This is a genomic window from Nitrincola salilacus, assembly GCF_046271865.1.
In the GTDB taxonomy this organism is placed as follows: Bacteria; Pseudomonadota; Gammaproteobacteria; order Pseudomonadales; family Balneatricaceae; genus Nitrincola; species Nitrincola salilacus.
The window spans coordinates 264081-278550 of sequence record NZ_CP176580.1; the positions used below are offsets into that span (position 1 = coordinate 264081).

At 53.0% G+C, this 14470-nt stretch carries 15 protein-coding genes and 5 tRNA genes; all 20 read left to right on the forward strand.

Translation table 11 applies throughout. The annotated features are described in order from the left end of the window. The first annotated feature begins 13 nt into the window (after positions 1-13). The 20 genes from ACK3CJ_RS01255 to rpoB all read left to right on the forward strand — a co-directional run bounded on the left by ACK3CJ_RS01255 (position 14) and on the right by rpoB (position 14424). Positions 14-814 carry a sulfite exporter TauE/SafE family protein gene (locus ACK3CJ_RS01255; protein WP_409524598.1) on the forward strand — a complete coding sequence of 267 codons (801 nt, stop codon included), beginning with the start codon at positions 14-16 and terminating at the stop codon, positions 812-814. 15 nt (positions 815-829) lie between these two features. Continuing rightward, positions 830-1618, forward strand: coding sequence for a prolipoprotein diacylglyceryl transferase (gene lgt / locus ACK3CJ_RS01260; RefSeq protein WP_409524599.1), 789 nt, complete (start codon positions 830-832; stop codon positions 1616-1618). Positions 1619-1698: 80 nt separating this feature from the next. Beyond that, positions 1699-2541 (forward strand): thymidylate synthase, encoded by an 843-nt coding sequence (locus ACK3CJ_RS01265; RefSeq protein ID WP_409524600.1) that lies wholly within the window; start codon positions 1699-1701, stop codon positions 2539-2541. Positions 2542-2550: 9 nt separating this feature from the next. Further along, positions 2551-3054 carry a dihydrofolate reductase gene (locus ACK3CJ_RS01270; protein WP_409524601.1) on the forward strand — a complete coding sequence of 168 codons (504 nt, stop codon included), beginning with the start codon at positions 2551-2553 and terminating at the stop codon, positions 3052-3054. A gap of 27 nt (positions 3055-3081) precedes the next feature. After that, positions 3082-4053 carry a bifunctional biotin--[acetyl-CoA-carboxylase] ligase/biotin operon repressor BirA gene (gene birA / locus ACK3CJ_RS01275; RefSeq protein WP_409524603.1) on the forward strand — a complete coding sequence of 324 codons (972 nt, stop codon included), beginning with the start codon at positions 3082-3084 and terminating at the stop codon, positions 4051-4053. 8 nt (positions 4054-4061) lie between these two features. Next, the gene (locus ACK3CJ_RS01280) at positions 4062-4760 is read left to right on the forward strand and encodes a type III pantothenate kinase (RefSeq protein ID WP_409524605.1); all 699 of its coding nucleotides are present in this window, start codon (positions 4062-4064) and stop codon (positions 4758-4760) included. Beyond that, positions 4761-4928 carry a hypothetical protein gene (locus ACK3CJ_RS01285; protein ID WP_409524606.1) on the forward strand — a complete coding sequence of 56 codons (168 nt, stop codon included), beginning with the start codon at positions 4761-4763 and terminating at the stop codon, positions 4926-4928. 77 nt (positions 4929-5005) lie between these two features. Next, positions 5006-5081, forward strand: a tRNA-Thr gene (locus tag ACK3CJ_RS01290). A gap of 22 nt (positions 5082-5103) precedes the next feature. Continuing rightward, positions 5104-5187: transfer RNA gene (locus ACK3CJ_RS01295), tRNA-Tyr, on the forward strand. 19 nt (positions 5188-5206) lie between these two features. Further along, positions 5207-5281 (forward strand) — tRNA-Gly (locus tag ACK3CJ_RS01300). Positions 5282-5289: 8 nt separating this feature from the next. After that, a tRNA-Thr gene (locus tag ACK3CJ_RS01305) sits at positions 5290-5364 on the forward strand. A gap of 92 nt (positions 5365-5456) precedes the next feature. Beyond that, positions 5457-6650, forward strand: a complete 1194-nt coding sequence (tuf, locus tag ACK3CJ_RS01310; RefSeq protein WP_409524607.1) for an elongation factor Tu — start codon at positions 5457-5459, stop codon at positions 6648-6650. A gap of 66 nt (positions 6651-6716) precedes the next feature. Next, positions 6717-6792 (forward strand) — tRNA-Trp (locus ACK3CJ_RS01315). Positions 6793-6852: 60 nt separating this feature from the next. Further along, positions 6853-7221 carry a preprotein translocase subunit SecE gene (gene secE / locus ACK3CJ_RS01320; RefSeq protein WP_409524608.1) on the forward strand — a complete coding sequence of 123 codons (369 nt, stop codon included), beginning with the start codon at positions 6853-6855 and terminating at the stop codon, positions 7219-7221. Between the two features lie 9 nt (positions 7222-7230). Next, complete coding sequence (gene nusG, locus ACK3CJ_RS01325) at positions 7231-7773, forward strand: transcription termination/antitermination protein NusG (protein WP_151705024.1); 543 nt, start codon at positions 7231-7233, stop codon at positions 7771-7773. An 89-nt stretch (positions 7774-7862) separates the two neighbouring features. Beyond that, positions 7863-8297: a 50S ribosomal protein L11 gene (gene rplK, locus ACK3CJ_RS01330; RefSeq protein ID WP_409524609.1), complete on the forward strand. Its 435-nt coding sequence runs from the start codon at positions 7863-7865 to the stop codon at positions 8295-8297. Continuing rightward, positions 8297-8992 (forward strand): 50S ribosomal protein L1, encoded by a 696-nt coding sequence (gene rplA / locus ACK3CJ_RS01335; RefSeq protein WP_409524610.1) that lies wholly within the window; start codon positions 8297-8299, stop codon positions 8990-8992. Before rplK ends, rplA begins: the two co-directional genes overlap by 1 nt. Positions 8993-9218: 226 nt before the next feature. Beyond that, complete coding sequence (gene rplJ / locus ACK3CJ_RS01340) at positions 9219-9710, forward strand: 50S ribosomal protein L10 (RefSeq protein ID WP_409524611.1); 492 nt, start codon at positions 9219-9221, stop codon at positions 9708-9710. 70 nt (positions 9711-9780) lie between these two features. Continuing rightward, a complete protein-coding gene (gene rplL / locus ACK3CJ_RS01345; protein WP_409524612.1) occupies positions 9781-10149 on the forward strand; it encodes a 50S ribosomal protein L7/L12 in 369 nt (122 codons plus the stop codon). A 174-nt stretch (positions 10150-10323) separates the two neighbouring features. Continuing rightward, entirely contained in the window at positions 10324-14424 is a 4101-nt protein-coding gene (gene rpoB / locus ACK3CJ_RS01350) for a DNA-directed RNA polymerase subunit beta (RefSeq protein ID WP_409524613.1), read from the forward strand. The last annotated feature ends 46 nt before the right edge of the window (positions 14425-14470 follow it).

Sequence of the window (14470 nt, forward strand, 5' to 3'; positions counted from 1 at the left end):
ACAGGATACTGCGATGTTGATGACCCTGATAGTTTATCTGATTCTTGGTGCTGCTGCGGGCCTTACGGCCGGTCTGTTTGGTATAGGTGGTGGCCTGCTGATTGTGCCTGTGCTGATATTTTCCTTCGAGCTGCAGGGGGAGAGTCCTGAGGTATTGACGCATATGGCGATCGCTACCTCGCTGGCCACCATCGTCGTCACCTCTATCAGTTCGATTCTCGCGCATCACAAACGTGGTGCGGTTAACTGGCCGGTTTTTCGGCTGCTCGCTGTCGGTATACTGTTCGGCGCCATTCTGGGTGTCAATACAGCAGTGATGCTACCGGGTAATGCGTTGCAGATTGCTCTGGGCTGCTTTGTCATACTGGTCGCCTTTCAGATGGCTCTGAATCTGAAGCCGTCAGCGGGTGAGCCTGTCTCCGGTAAGTGGGAGCTGGGAGTGGCTGGTACGGGTATTGGCTGGGTGTCGGCGATCTTCGGTATTGGTGGCGGGACGCTGACGGTACCTTACCTGAGCTGGCGTCGAATCACGATGCAGCAGGCCGTGGCGACGTCGGCCGCCTGCGGGTTGCCAATTGCGCTGATGGGTGCCCTGACCAATATCTGGGTCGGCTGGGATGCACCGGCAAGGCCTGAGTGGAGTCTGGGATATGTATACCTGCCGGCGTTTGTCGGTATTGTCATTACCAGCTCTATTTTTGCCAAGGTGGGAGCAAAGCTGGCACATGCGCTGTCACAGGTGATGCTGAAGCGAATATTTGCCGTTTTCCTGCTGCTGGTGGGTATCCGTTTTCTGGTCACAAATCTTTTCTGAGGATAAATACTGCCCATGTGGTTACACGATATCGATCCGGTTGCCTTGCAGCTGGGCCCTTTGCAGATTCACTGGTATGGTCTGATGTATATCATCGGTTTTGGAGCAGCCTGGTGGCTTGGCGTGCTGCGTGCCCGCAAGCCCGGTTCCGATTGGAGTGAGCAGCAAGTGTCGGACCTGATTTTCTGGGGTGCGGTGGGCGTGATTGCCGGCGGGAGGATGGGCTATGTGCTCTTTTACCACTTCGACTATTTCCTGCAGGATCCGTTATGGCTTTTTGCAGTGTGGGAGGGGGGTATGTCTTTCCATGGCGGCTTCCTCGGCGTTGTGATGGTGCTGTGGCTTTTTGCGCGCCGTCATAAGAAGTCTTTCTTTGCGCTGGCAGATTTTATTGCGCCGTTGATTCCGATCGGTCTGGGGGCGGGGCGGCTGGGTAATTTTATTGGTGGCGAGCTCTGGGGGCGTGCAACAGACCAGACCTGGGGGGTGATTTTCCCGGCAGCGGGCGATGGTCTGGCAAGACACCCGTCTCAGCTCTACCAGATGCTGCTGGAGGGCGTAATACTGTTTGCTGCGCTGTGGTGGTACTCCTCGAAACCGCGTCCGGCTATGGCGGTATCTGGTCTGTTTGTACTGCTGTATGGCATCTTCCGCATTATTGTGGAGTTCTTTCGCGAGCCGGATGCGCATCTGGGGCTGGTGGCTTTCGACTGGCTGTCGATGGGGCAGCTGCTCTCGCTGCCTATGCTGATGCTGGGTTCCTGCCTGTTATGGCTGGCATATCGCGACAAGGCTCAGGGTTGATTGCAGGCTGACGCTGGCCGTTCAGTGCAGTATCATGCGATAAAGTTGACTGACAAGCATGGCTGGAGAGTAAAGAGACGATGCAGCAGTATCTGGATCTGATGAGAGAAATCGTGCGCGATGGGGTCGACAAGGGTGATCGTACCGGTACAGGCACCCGCTCCCTGTTTGGTCGGCAGTTGAGGTTTGATCTGCAACAGGGATTTCCGCTGCTGACGACGAAGAAGGTGCATCTGCGCTCTATCATCTATGAGCTGCTGTGGTTTCTGGCCGGTAACACCAACAACGCCTGGCTGAACGAGCGTGGCGTGACCATCTGGGATGAGTGGGCGTTGCCTGATGGCGACCTCGGGCCTGTTTATGGCAAGCAGTGGCGTTCCTGGGCTTGCCCGGATGGTCGCACACTGGATCAGATGGCAGAGTTGGTCAGACAGATTCGGCGTAACCCGAACTCCCGGCGTTTGATCGTCAGTGCCTGGAATCCGGCAGACCTGCCGGATGAATCGATCAGTCCTCAGGATAATGTGCGCAAGGGCAAGGCTGCACTGCCGCCGTGCCATACGCTGTTCCAGTTTTATGTTGCCGAGGGGCGCCTCAGCTGTCAGCTGTATCAGCGCAGCGCCGACTATTTTCTCGGTGTGCCGTTCAATATCGCCTCCTATGCCCTGTTAACGCATATGCTGGCGCAGCAGTGTGATCTGGATGTCGGAGAGTTTGTACTGACTTTTGGTGACCTGCATCTCTACAGCAACCATCTGTCCGATCCGGCCATAGTGACTGAGCAGCTTTCGCGCACTCCGGGACAATTGCCGCAGCTCAAAATCCAGCGTAAACCTGCGAGTCTGTTCGAATATGAGTTTGAGGACTTTGTCATCGAAGGTTATGACCCTTATCCAGCCATTCGCGCACCCATCGCGATCTGAGGAGGTTTTGTGCATCTGGCGATTATTGTGGCGCACTCCAGCAATCGAGTGATCGGTATAGGCAATAAGCTTCCCTGGTATCTGCCGGAAGATCTGAAGTACTTCAAGCGAATCACCCAGGGTAGGCCGATCATCATGGGGCGCAAAACCTTTGAATCGATCGGGCGCCCTTTGCCCGGGCGGGCTAATATAGTGATTACACGGGATCAGCAGTGGCAGGCGGAGGGCGTGCGTGTGGTGCATGGTCTGGATGAGGCGATAGAGCTGGCCAGTGACATCGCATTGATAGATGGATCAGAAGAGGCGCTGGTGATCGGTGGTGCCGAGATCTATGCGCAGGCGCTACCCCGAGTGGACAGGCTCTATCTGACCGAAGTGCATACCGAGCTGGAGGGAGATGCCTGGTTCCCGGAGCTGGACATGGCGCATTGGCAGGAGGTTTTGCGCGAAGATTTTCCCGCGCAGGAGCCAAATCCTTATGATTACAGCTTTGTTGTGTTGGATCGCGTCTGAAAAGAAAACAACCTCTGGAGTGGCAGTGTGGTCATTAAAGATCTGTTGAGTATCCTGGCGGATGGCACTTTTCATTCCGGGCGTGAGCTGGGTGAGCGGTTGGGCATCAGCCGCAGTGCTGTATGGAAGCAGGTGCAGAGCCTTGCGGTACTGGATATCGAAGTCTATAGCGTGAGAGGGCGAGGCTATCGCATTCCGCATGGTCTGGATCTGATGGATCAGGCGCTGTTTGATGCGTCGCTGGAAACTGATGTCAGAGCGCAGCTTGGCCATCAAAGCTTTTCACTCGAGGTCACTTCCACCAATCATCTGGCGTCAGTTGCGCTGGCAGAAGGGCTCAGGTCCGGTATTTTTGTCGCAGAACGACAGACGGCTGGACGTGGGCGAAGAGGTCGCAGCTGGATCAGTCCTTTTGGCGTCAATATCTATTTTTCCATCGCCTGGCGACTTGATCGAGGAGTTGCTGCTCTTGAGGGTTTAAGTCTGGCTGTCGGTATGGCGTTGCGTGATGCGCTGGTTGATCTGGGGGTGCCGGATGTGATGCTGAAGTGGCCGAATGATCTCCTGTGCAAGGGGCAGAAGCTTGCCGGTATTCTGATTGAAGTGAATGGCGATACGGCGGATCAGTGTCAGTTGATATTAGGGATAGGTCTGAATGTCGGTATGCCGGAGCAGTCGGCGCTGCAGATAGATCAGCCCTGGACCGACCTGCGCAGTCAGGTGGTGGGTCTGCCGTCGCGCAACGTAATACTGGCGGCGCTGGTAAATAGATTGATACCAATGCTGAACAGCTTTGAGCAGCAGGGTTTTGCTGCTCTGCAGGAGCGCTGGGCAGAGGCGGATGCATTTTATGGTCGGCCAGTACAGATTCAGTCACCATCAACAACTTTGTCCGGCATCTGCCGGGGTGTAAATGAATCAGGTGCGCTGTTGCTCGAAACTGCACAGGGGATTGAGACAGTACACGGTGGTGAAGTCAGTCTGAGGCTTCAGCCGTGATACTGGAAATGGACATAGGCAATACCTTCGTCAAATGGCGTCTGCGGCTGCCGGATGGCGCTGTTACAGACACGCAGCGAAGTCTTATTGTAAGTGTCGATGTGCTGACAGATCAGTTGTCAGAATTGGAGGGTGTAACGGCTGTGCATCTGGCATCGGTGGCGGGTGATGTCATTTGCGATCGGGTTGGTGAACTGGCACGCGAGCGGTGGGGGGTGAGGCCAAAACTGGCTGAATCTCAGGACTGTAATGACGGTTTGGTCAATAGCTATGCAGAGCCCGGGCGCATGGGTGTAGATCGCTGGCTTGCGATGGTGGCGCTATGGCAGCGTGAGCGCTCTGCATTCTGTGTTGTAGATTGTGGCAGTGCTATCACCATCGATTTTGTTGCCGCAGACGGGCGTCATGAGGGTGGGTATATTTTACCCGGGCTGCGTCTGATGCGTGAAAGTCTGCTGGGGAATACGGCGCGTGTGGGTGTCGAATCAGAGCAGTCAGGATTGGAAATGCTGCCTGGAAGGCATACGTCGGCCGCGGTGCATAATGGTCTTAATTTTGTGTTTCATGCGCTGGGTAGTACGCTGTCCAAAAGAGGGGAGCGTGTACATGTCACCGGGGGTGACGGTGAGCGCTTCGTGGCACTGAGTGGAATCGGGCAATACAGTCCGGATCTGGTCCTGGATGGATTGCAATGGGTGGTGAGCTGAATGTTACGCTGGGTGTTTTTACTTCTGCTGCTGGCAAATGCACTGGTTTTTTTCTGGTATGCCCAGCAGCATAGAGCACAGGTGCAGTATCAGGTGCCATCGCAGCCTGCTGAGCTGGAGTTGCTGCATGAATTGCCGGCCAGTGGACGTCAATCAGATGCGGGTTGAAAAAATATGAAAAAATATCTTGCCAGGGGTTGCAAGGTACCAGTGGTATCAGTAAGATACGCACCACTTCGCAACATGCCGGTATAGCTCAGTTGGTAGAGCAACTGACTTGTAATCAGTAGGTCCCGGGTTCGACTCCTGGTGCCGGCACCATTAAGTTGTGAAGAGTGGCTAAGGTGGGATTCCCGAGTGGCCAAAGGGATCAGACTGTAAATCTGACGCGAGAGCTTCGGTGGTTCGAATCCACCTCCCACCACCATCCTCAATCGGCTTTATCGGCGGGTATGGTATAGTGGCTATTACCTCAGCCTTCCAAGCTGAAGAGGCGGGTTCGATTCCCGCTACCCGCTCCATTGATCAAGCTCATGTAGCTCAGGGGTAGAGCACACCCTTGGTAAGGGTGAGGTCGGCGGTTCAATTCCGCCCATGAGCTCCATATTATTGTTGTAAAGGGTAGATATAGTAATATGTCTGCCTTTTTTTGTATTTGGCGACCGCTAGTCGACTGGATTAAATTGGGAACTAAAGATGGCTAAGAAAGCTTTTGAACGTAATAAGCCGCACGTCAACGTAGGAACCATTGGTCACGTTGACCACGGTAAGACAACTCTGACAGCTGCGCTGACACGCGTGTGTGCAGAGGTTTGGGGTGGCGCTGCCGTAGCATTCGACGGTATCGATAACGCACCTGAAGAGCGTGAACGTGGTATCACCATCTCCACATCACACGTTGAGTATGAATCAGAAGTGCGTCACTACGCGCACGTTGACTGCCCAGGCCACGCTGACTATGTGAAAAACATGATCACTGGTGCTGCACAGATGGACGGTGCGATTCTGGTTTGTTCCGCAGCTGACGGCCCGATGCCACAGACGCGTGAGCACATCCTGCTGTCACGTCAGGTAGGTGTACCTTACATCGTTGTATTCATGAACAAAGCGGACATGGTTGACGACGAAGAGCTGCTGGAGCTGGTTGAGATGGAAGTTCGCGAACTTCTGGATCAGTACGAGTTCCCGGGTGACGACACGCCAATCGTGATCGGTTCTGCGCTGATGGCGTTGAATGGTCAGGACGACAATGGCATGGGTACCACTGCTGTGAAGAAGCTGGTTGAGACTCTGGACCAGTACATTCCTCAGCCAGAGCGTGCGATCGACAAGCCATTCCTGATGCCGATTGAAGACGTGTTCTCCATCTCCGGCCGTGGTACTGTTGTTACCGGTCGTGTTGAGCGTGGTATTGTTAACACAGGTAACGAAGTTGAGATCGTGGGTATCCGCCCAACGACCAAGACCACTGTTACAGGTGTTGAGATGTTCCGTAAGCTGCTGGACGAAGGTCGTGCAGGCGAGAACATCGGTGCGCTGCTGCGTGGTACCAAACGTGATGACGTTGAGCGTGGTCAGGTTCTGTCCAAGCCAGGTTCAATCACTCCGCACACTCAGTTCGAAGGCGAAGTGTACATTCTGAGCAAAGAAGAGGGTGGTCGTCACACGCCATTCTTCAAAGGCTACCGTCCACAGTTCTACTTCCGTACAACTGACGTAACAGGTGCTTGTGAGCTGCCTGAAGGCGTTGAGATGGTCATGCCAGGTGATAACGTACAGATGTCCGTTACCCTGATTGCACCGATCGCGATGGAAGAAGGTCTGCGCTTTGCGATCCGTGAAGGCGGTCGTACAGTGGGTGCTGGTGTTGTAGCGAAAATCCTTGACTGATTTTTTGTCAGTTTAGGTTGCGAAAGAACAGGGTGGTGTATATAATGCGCCTCCCTGTTATGCAGTAGGCCAGTAGCTCAATTGGCAGAGCAGCGGTCTCCAAAACCGCAGGTTGGGGGTTCGATTCCCTCCTGGCCTGCCAACTCCAGTCGGGGTTGGCATCACAAGCGTACGCTTTCTATGATAAGCCGAGGCTGCTAGCGTGAATTCTAAAGAAACATCTGAAGGATCAAAACTCGATGGCCTGAAGTGGGCCGTTGTTGCTGTAATCGTTACCGTAGGTGTGGTCGGGAATTCATTTTTCTCCGGCGAGTCACTGCTTTACCGTGTGTTGGCGCTTCTGGTACTGGCTGCTGTAGCTGGTTTCATTGTTCTGCAAACGGCTAAGGGCAAGACCTGGCTCCGATTATTCAAGGAAGCCCGTGGCGAGATTCGCCGGGTCGTATGGCCAACGCGTCAGGAAACCCTGCAGACAACGCTTATGGTGTTGGTGGCGGTTCTGGTTGTGGCGTTGATGCTGTGGGGTCTGGACTCACTGCTTGGCTGGATAGTATCCGGCGTAATAGGTTAGAGGTAGAGCATGGATACGGAAAAGAAGCGCTGGTATGTGGTTCATGCATACTCTGGTTACGAAAAGCGAGTCATGAATGCGCTGAAAGAGCGTATCGAGATGCATGGCATGCAGGACTTCTTTGGTGATGTGCTGGTGCCGACAGAAGAAGTTGTCGAGATGCGCGATGGTAAGAAGCGCAAATCGGAACGCAAGTTTTATCCAGGCTATGTTCTGGTACAGATGGCCATGAATGATGAGACATGGCATCTGGTGAAGAGTACACCTCGTGTGCTTGGCTTTATCGGTGGAACAGCTGATAAACCAGCTCCGATTACTCAGAAAGAAGCCGACGAGATTCTGCAGCGTGTTGAGAGCGGTGTGGATAAGCCACGTCCGAAGACCGTGTTTGAGCCTGGCGAGATGGTTCGCGTATGTGATGGTCCTTTTGCTGACTTCAATGGAGTCGTCGAAGAGGTCAACTACGAGAAAAACCGTCTGCAGGTGGCCGTTCTGATCTTTGGGCGCTCCACGCCGGTTGAGCTGGAATTCCGTCAGGTCGAAAAGGTCTGATCAGTTTTTGTTAAAACCGCTTGCGAGCGGGTTTTTTGTTGCAACAACGGGGAGCCGAGAGGCGCTTGAACCCACAAGGAGTAGCTTAAATGGCTAAGAAAATTAATGCTTATATCAAGCTGCAGGTCAAAGCTGGCCAGGCTAACCCAAGTCCACCGGTAGGTCCGGCTCTGGGTCAGCATGGTGTTAATATCATGGAGTTCTGTAAAGCGTTTAACGCACAGACTCAGGGTATTGAGCCAGGTCTGCCAACACCTGTCGTCATCACTGTTTACAGTGATCGCAGCTTCAGCTTCATCACCAAAACGCCTCCAGCAGCCGTGCTGCTGAAGAAGTCCATGGGTCTGAAGAGCGGTTCTGCGCGTCCAAATACTGAAAAGGTCGGCACTGTTACCCGCGCTCAGCTCGAAGAGATCGCAACGGTTAAAATGCCGGATCTGACTGCATCTGACATGGATGCAGCGGTTCGTACCATCGCCGGAAGTGCGCGTGCAATGGGTCTTATCGTAGAGGGTGATGAATAATGACCAAGCTGAGTAAGCGCCAGAAGGCGATTCGTGAAAAAGTAGACGCATCCAAGCAGTATGAGATCCAGGAAGCGGTTGCGCTGCTGGCTGATGTGTCTAAAGTCAAATTTACTGAATCCATTGATGTGGCAGTCAACCTGGGTGTTGATCCACGTAAATCCGATCAGGTCGTTCGTGGTTCCACTGTTCTGCCACACGGTACCGGTAAGGATGTTCGTGTTGCTGTTTTCGCTCAGGGCGACAATGTAGAGAAAGCTAAAGAAGCTGGTGCTGACATTGTTGGTTTTGACGATCTGGCAGAGCAGATCAAAGGTGGAAACCTGGACTTCGACGTCGTGATTGCAACTCCGGATGCAATGCGTGTTGTTGGTCAGTTGGGCCAGATTCTGGGTCCACGTGGTCTGATGCCAAACCCAAAGGTTGGCACGGTTACCGCTGATGTTGCTACTGCCGTCAGAAACGCCAAAGCCGGTCAGGTACGTTTCCGTACAGACAAAAATGGTATCATTCACTGTTCAGTCGGCAAGGTCGGCTTTACCGGTGTATCGATCAAAGAAAACATTGAAGCCCTGGTCGCAGACCTGAAGAAGCTGAAGCCAGCTTCTGCTAAAGGCGTCTATGTTAAGAAAGTGACCCTGTCCACCACTATGGGCCCGGGTCTGGCAGTTGATCAGTCCTCTTTGAGCGCCTGATCCCTGCACTAAAGGTTTTTTGAGGGTCTTCGTGACCTGTCAGACAGAGACGAAGGCCGTCAAAGACCGCAGGTGACAGGGCAACCCAGTGTTGTCCTGTCTTAATGGTTTCCAGCCTGCGCAGACGGTGAGATTCAGATTGAATCAGTACCACCGTACTCATAGCCCTGAGTAGTAGATCAGGGTGGTTGGTAAATAGTCGAAAGACTCAATCCAGGAGTAAATTGTGGCATTAGGACTTGAAGACAAAAAAGCGATCGTCGCTGAAGTCCAGCAAGCTGCCGCCTCTGCTCTTTCCGCTGTTGTCGCTGATTCACGTGGCGTAACAGTAGAAAGTATGACTGCACTGCGCAAGCAGGCGCGTGAGAATGGTGTATGGCTGAAAGTCGTACGTAACACACTCGCACGTCGCGCGGTTGAAGGCACAGCTTATGAGTGTCTGAAGGACGCATTCATTGGCCCGAGCATTATTGCATTTTCGACTGAGCACCCAGGTGCCGGTGCGCGTATTCTGAAAGAATTCGCCAAAGGAAATGACAAGTTCGAGCTGAAAGCAGCAGCGTTCGAAGGCGAACCGGTCAATATTGACCTGCTGGCTAGTCTGCCGACTTACGACGAAGCGATCGCCAAGCTGATGAGCGTCATGAAAGAAGCTTCAGCTGGCAAGCTGGTTCGTACACTGGCAGCCATTCGCGACCAGAAAGAGCAAGCCGCCTGATCCGTTCATGGCGCTTTGGTTATCGATTCAATGAGCTTGGGCTCACACTAGATTATCAGGAAATTGAAAAATGTCTCTGACTCACGAAGATATCATCAATGCAGTAGCTGAAATGTCTGTAAAGGACGTTGTCACTCTGATTGAAGCAATGGAAGAAAAATTCGGCGTAACTGCAGCTTCTGCTGTTGTTGCTGGCCCTGCAGGCGCTGCTGAAGCGGCTGAAGAGCAGACTGAATTCAACGTTATTCTGACTTCTGCTGGTGAAAAGAAAGTCAACGTCATTAAAGCAGTACGTGGCGCAACCGGTCTGGGTCTGAAAGAAGCAAAAGACCTGGTTGACGGCGCTCCTGCGACTGTTAAAGAAGGCGTTTCTAAAGAAGAAGCTGAAGAACTCAAGAAAGCACTGGAAGAAGCCGGCGCCTCTGTTGAGCTCAAGTAATTGCTTCTATGCGCTGCAGGCAGCGTAAACTGCTGAAATAGCGTGTGGCTGGTGGCCAGGTGCCACCGGCCTTTTTCCGTTATTAAGTGACAGCAATTTAATGACGGTTTAACAGGATGGAAGATCTGCTTCCTGACTGGCTTCTCAACTTGGTGCACATGCTGGGGAACACTGATGGCTTATTCATATACTGAGAAGAAACGTATTCGTAAGGACTTTAGCAAGTTGCCGCAAGTTATGGACATTCCATATCTGCTCGCGACACAGCTGGGTTCCTATCGCAAGTTTCTGCAGCAGGGAGCCGATGCGGATACTCGCACGGACATGGGTCTCCATGCTGCGTTTAATTCCGTTTTTCCGATTGTATCCTATTCCGGAAACGCGGCGCTGGAGTACGTTGGTTACCGCCTCGGTGAACCCGCTTTTGACGTCAAGGAGTGCCAGCTAAGGGGTACAACCTATGCCGCGCCTCTGCGTGTCAAGGTACGTCTGATTATCTATGATCGCGATTCATCAACCAAAGCGGTCAAGGATATTAAAGAACAGGAAGTCTTCATGGGTGAAATGCCCCTGATGACGGATAACGGTACCTTCGTTGTTAATGGTACCGAGCGTGTTATCGTATCGCAGCTGCATCGCTCACCCGGCGTGTTCTTTGATCATGACAAAGGTAAAACACACTCATCCGGCAAGCTGCTCTATTCTGCCCGTATCATTCCTTACCGTGGCTCCTGGCTGGACTTCGAGTTTGATCCGAAGGATGCCCTGTTTGTTCGTATCGACCGTCGTCGTAAACTGCCGGCATCTGTTCTGTTGCGTGCGCTGGGTTACTCTACCGAAGAAGTTCTGGATATTTTCTTCGATAACACTGGCTGGACACTCGAAAAAGATGTGATCTGGATGGATCTGGTTCCTGATCGCCTGCGCGGCGAGACCATGTCTTTCGAGATCCGTGATCCGCAGGACAATGTTATTGTCGAAGCGGGTCGTCGTATCACGCCGCGTCATACACGACTGATGACCCAGGCTGGCATGACACAATTGAAAGTGCCTTCCGAGTATCTCGCTGGTAAAGTGCTGGCACATGACCTGGCAGATCCGTCCAGTGGCGAACTGATGGCAACGGCCAACAGCGAACTGACTGAAGATCTGATCGCCAAATTGCATGTGGCTGGTATTACCCGCTTCGAGACGCTGTATACCAATGAGCTGGATTGTGGTCCTTATATCTCTGATACGCTGCGTATTGACAGCACGCGTAACCAGCTTGAAGCTCTGGTCGAAATCTACCGCATGATGCGCCCTGGTGAGCCACCTACCAAGGAATCTGCGGAGTCTCTGTTTGAAAATCTCTTCTTCTCCGAAGAGCGTTACGATCTGTCTGCGGTCGGTCGCATGAAGTTCAACCGTCGTCTGGGTCGTCCGGAAGAAACGGGTTCACCGATTCTGGTTAAAGATGACATTCTGGATGTCATGAAAACCCTGATCGATATCCGTAACGGTAAAGGCCATGTCGATGATATCGACCATCTGGGTAACCGTCGTATCCGCTCCGTAGGTGAGATGGCAGAAAACCAGTTCCGCGTTGGTCTGGTACGTGTTGAGCGTGCCGTGCGCGAGCGTCTGAGCATGGCAGAATCCGATAACCTGATGCCTCAGGATCTGATCAATGCCAAGCCGGTTGCTGCGGCGGTCAAAGAGTTCTTTGGCTCCAGCCAGCTGTCCCAGTTCATGGATCAGAACAACCCGCTGTCAGAGATCACGCACAAGCGTCGTGTCTCTGCGCTTGGTCCGGGCGGTCTGACCCGTGAGCGTGCAGGCTTCGAAGTACGTGACGTACATCCGACTCATTATGGTCGCGTATGTCCGATCGAAACACCGGAAGGTCCAAACATCGGTCTGATCAACTCGCTTGCCGTGTTTGCCAGAACCAATGATTACGGATTCCTGGAGACGCCTTATCGCCAGGTTATCAATGGTAAGGTCACCGATGAGATCGACTACCTGTCTGCGATAGAAGAGAACAACTACGTTATCGCTCAGGCATCCGCTTTGATGGATGAGCAGAATCAACTGGTTGAAGATCTCGTGGCGGTGCGTCATCAGAACGAATTTACGGTCATGCCGAAGGACAAGGTTCAGTACATGGACGTGTCTGCTCGCCAGATCGTGTCTGTTGCTGCTGCACTCATTCCCTTCCTTGAGCATGACGACGCCAACCGTGCATTGATGGGTTCCAACATGCAGCGTCAGGCTGTACCGACCCTGCGCGCCGAGAAGCCGCTGGTGGGTACCGGTATCGAACGTAACGTGGCGCATGACTCCGGTGTCTGCGTGGTTGCCAAGCGTGGTGGCATGATCGAGTCAGTTGATGCTGGCCGTATCGTGGTACGTGCTAACGACGATGAGACAGAGGCAGGCGATGCCGGTGTTGATATCTACAACCTGACCAAATATGTTCGCTCGAACCAGAACACTTGTATTAACCAGCGTCCTATAGTGCGCCCGGGTGATCTGGTGACGCGTGGTGACATCATGGCTGACGGTCCTTCCGTTGATCTTGGTGAGCTGGCGCTGGGTCAGAATATGCGCATCGCATTCATGCCCTGGAATGGTTACAACTTCGAGGACTCCATCCTGATCTCTGAGCGTGTTGTTCAGGAAGATCGTTTCACGACTATCCATATTCAGGAACTGACCTGTGTGGCACGTGATACCAAGCTGGGGCCAGAAGAGATCACCTCCGATATTCCAAACGTCGGTGAATCTGCACTGTCCAAGCTGGATGAGTCAGGGATTGTTCATATCGGTGCCGAAGTTGGCCCCGGTGATATCCTGGTCGGTAAGGTGACGCCGAAGGGTGAAACCCAGCTGACACCTGAAGAGAAGCTGCTGCGAGCGATCTTCGGTGAGAAGGCATCCGATGTCAAAGATACATCCCTGCGTGTTAAAGGTGGTACTGTCGGTAAGGTTATCGATGTACAGGTCTTTACACGTGACGGTGTTGAGAAGGATTCGCGTGCGCGCTCCATTGAGAAGGAAGAGCTGGATAATATCCGCAAAGACCTCAATGACGAGTACCGCATAGTAGAAGATGCCACATTTGAGCGTCTTGCCAGAGTCCTGACCGGTTTGAAAGCCGAGGGCGGTCCTGCGCTGAAGAAAGGTGATGAGATCACGGCTGAGTACCTGTCCGGTCTGCGTCGTGTCGAGTGGTTCCAGATTCGTGTCGCTGACAACGAAATTCAGGATACGCTGGAACATGCTCAGCATCAGCTTGAAGAGCGTCGCGAAAGCATGGATAAGCGCTTTGAAGACAAAAAGCGCAAACTCCAGGCAGGTGATGATCTGGCACCGGGCGTGCTGAAAATCGTCAAGGTTTATGTTGCCACCAAGCGCCGTGTGCAGCCAGGTGACAAGATGGCCGGTCGTCACGGTAACAAGGGTGTTATCTCGGTTATCATGCCGGTTGAAGATATGCCGTACGACGAGAATGGTGAGCCGATCGATATCGTGCTTAACCCACTGGGTGTACCGTCTCGTATGAACGTCGGTCAGATTCTTGAAATGCATCTGGGTGCTGCAGCGAAAGGTTTGGGTCGCAAGATCAATACCATGCTGGATCAGGAGCGTGACAAGGCTGAGACAGTGGCCGAACTGCGTAGCTTCCTCGGCAAAATCTATAACGAAGACCATGGTGGTCTGAGTGTTGGGCGTACGGAAGATCTGGATAGCTTCACTGATAAGGAGCTGTTGGATCTGGCTAATAACCTCAGAGGTGGTGTGCCTCTTGCTTCGCCTGTATTTGATGGTGCGAAGGAATCTGAAATCAAGGCACTCCTGCGTTTGGGTGATCTTGATGACAGTGGACAGATGAGGCTGTATGACGGTCGTACCGGATCGATCTTTGATCGTCCTGTCACCGTTGGTTACATGTACATGCTGAAGTTGAACCATCTGGTTGATGACAAGATGCACGCACGCTCCACTGGCTCCTACAGCCTTGTCACGCAGCAGCCGCTGGGTGGTAAGGCGCAGTTCGGTGGTCAGCGTTTCGGTGAGATGGAGGTCTGGGCACTTGAAGCTTATGGTGCTGCCTACACTCTGCAGGAGATGCTGACTGTGAAATCGGACGATGTGAATGGTCGTACCAAGATGTATAAAAACATCGTGGATGGTGATCATCGTATGGAACCAGGCATGCCTGAGTCGTTCAACGTATTGATCAAGGAGATTCGCTCGCTCGGTATCGATATCGAGCTGGAGAGCGATTAAGACCTTAACTGATCACCAGGTCGGGGCCATGCGCCCCGCCGCAGAG

What these genes read in the sequence shown, in the direction of transcription:
- ACK3CJ_RS01255 (WP_409524598.1), top strand. Translation starts at nt 14, where the DNA reads ATGTTGATGACCCTGATAGTTTATCTGATTCTTGGTGCTGCTGCGGGC.
- lgt (WP_409524599.1), top strand. Translation starts at nt 830, where the DNA reads ATGTGGTTACACGATATCGATCCGGTTGCCTTGCAGCTGGGCCCTTTG.
- ACK3CJ_RS01265 (WP_409524600.1), top strand. Translation starts at nt 1,699, where the DNA reads ATGCAGCAGTATCTGGATCTGATGAGAGAAATCGTGCGCGATGGGGTC.
- ACK3CJ_RS01280 (WP_409524605.1), top strand. Translation starts at nt 4,062, where the DNA reads ATGGACATAGGCAATACCTTCGTCAAATGGCGTCTGCGGCTGCCGGAT.
- ACK3CJ_RS01285 (WP_409524606.1), top strand. Translation starts at nt 4,761, where the DNA reads ATGTTACGCTGGGTGTTTTTACTTCTGCTGCTGGCAAATGCACTGGTT.
- tuf (WP_409524607.1), top strand. Translation starts at nt 5,457, where the DNA reads ATGGCTAAGAAAGCTTTTGAACGTAATAAGCCGCACGTCAACGTAGGA.
- nusG (WP_151705024.1), top strand. Translation starts at nt 7,231, where the DNA reads ATGGATACGGAAAAGAAGCGCTGGTATGTGGTTCATGCATACTCTGGT.
- rplK (WP_409524609.1), top strand. Translation starts at nt 7,863, where the DNA reads ATGGCTAAGAAAATTAATGCTTATATCAAGCTGCAGGTCAAAGCTGGC.
- rplA (WP_409524610.1), top strand. Translation starts at nt 8,297, where the DNA reads ATGACCAAGCTGAGTAAGCGCCAGAAGGCGATTCGTGAAAAAGTAGAC.
- rplL (WP_409524612.1), top strand. Translation starts at nt 9,781, where the DNA reads ATGTCTCTGACTCACGAAGATATCATCAATGCAGTAGCTGAAATGTCT.
- rpoB (WP_409524613.1), top strand. Translation starts at nt 10,324, where the DNA reads ATGGCTTATTCATATACTGAGAAGAAACGTATTCGTAAGGACTTTAGC.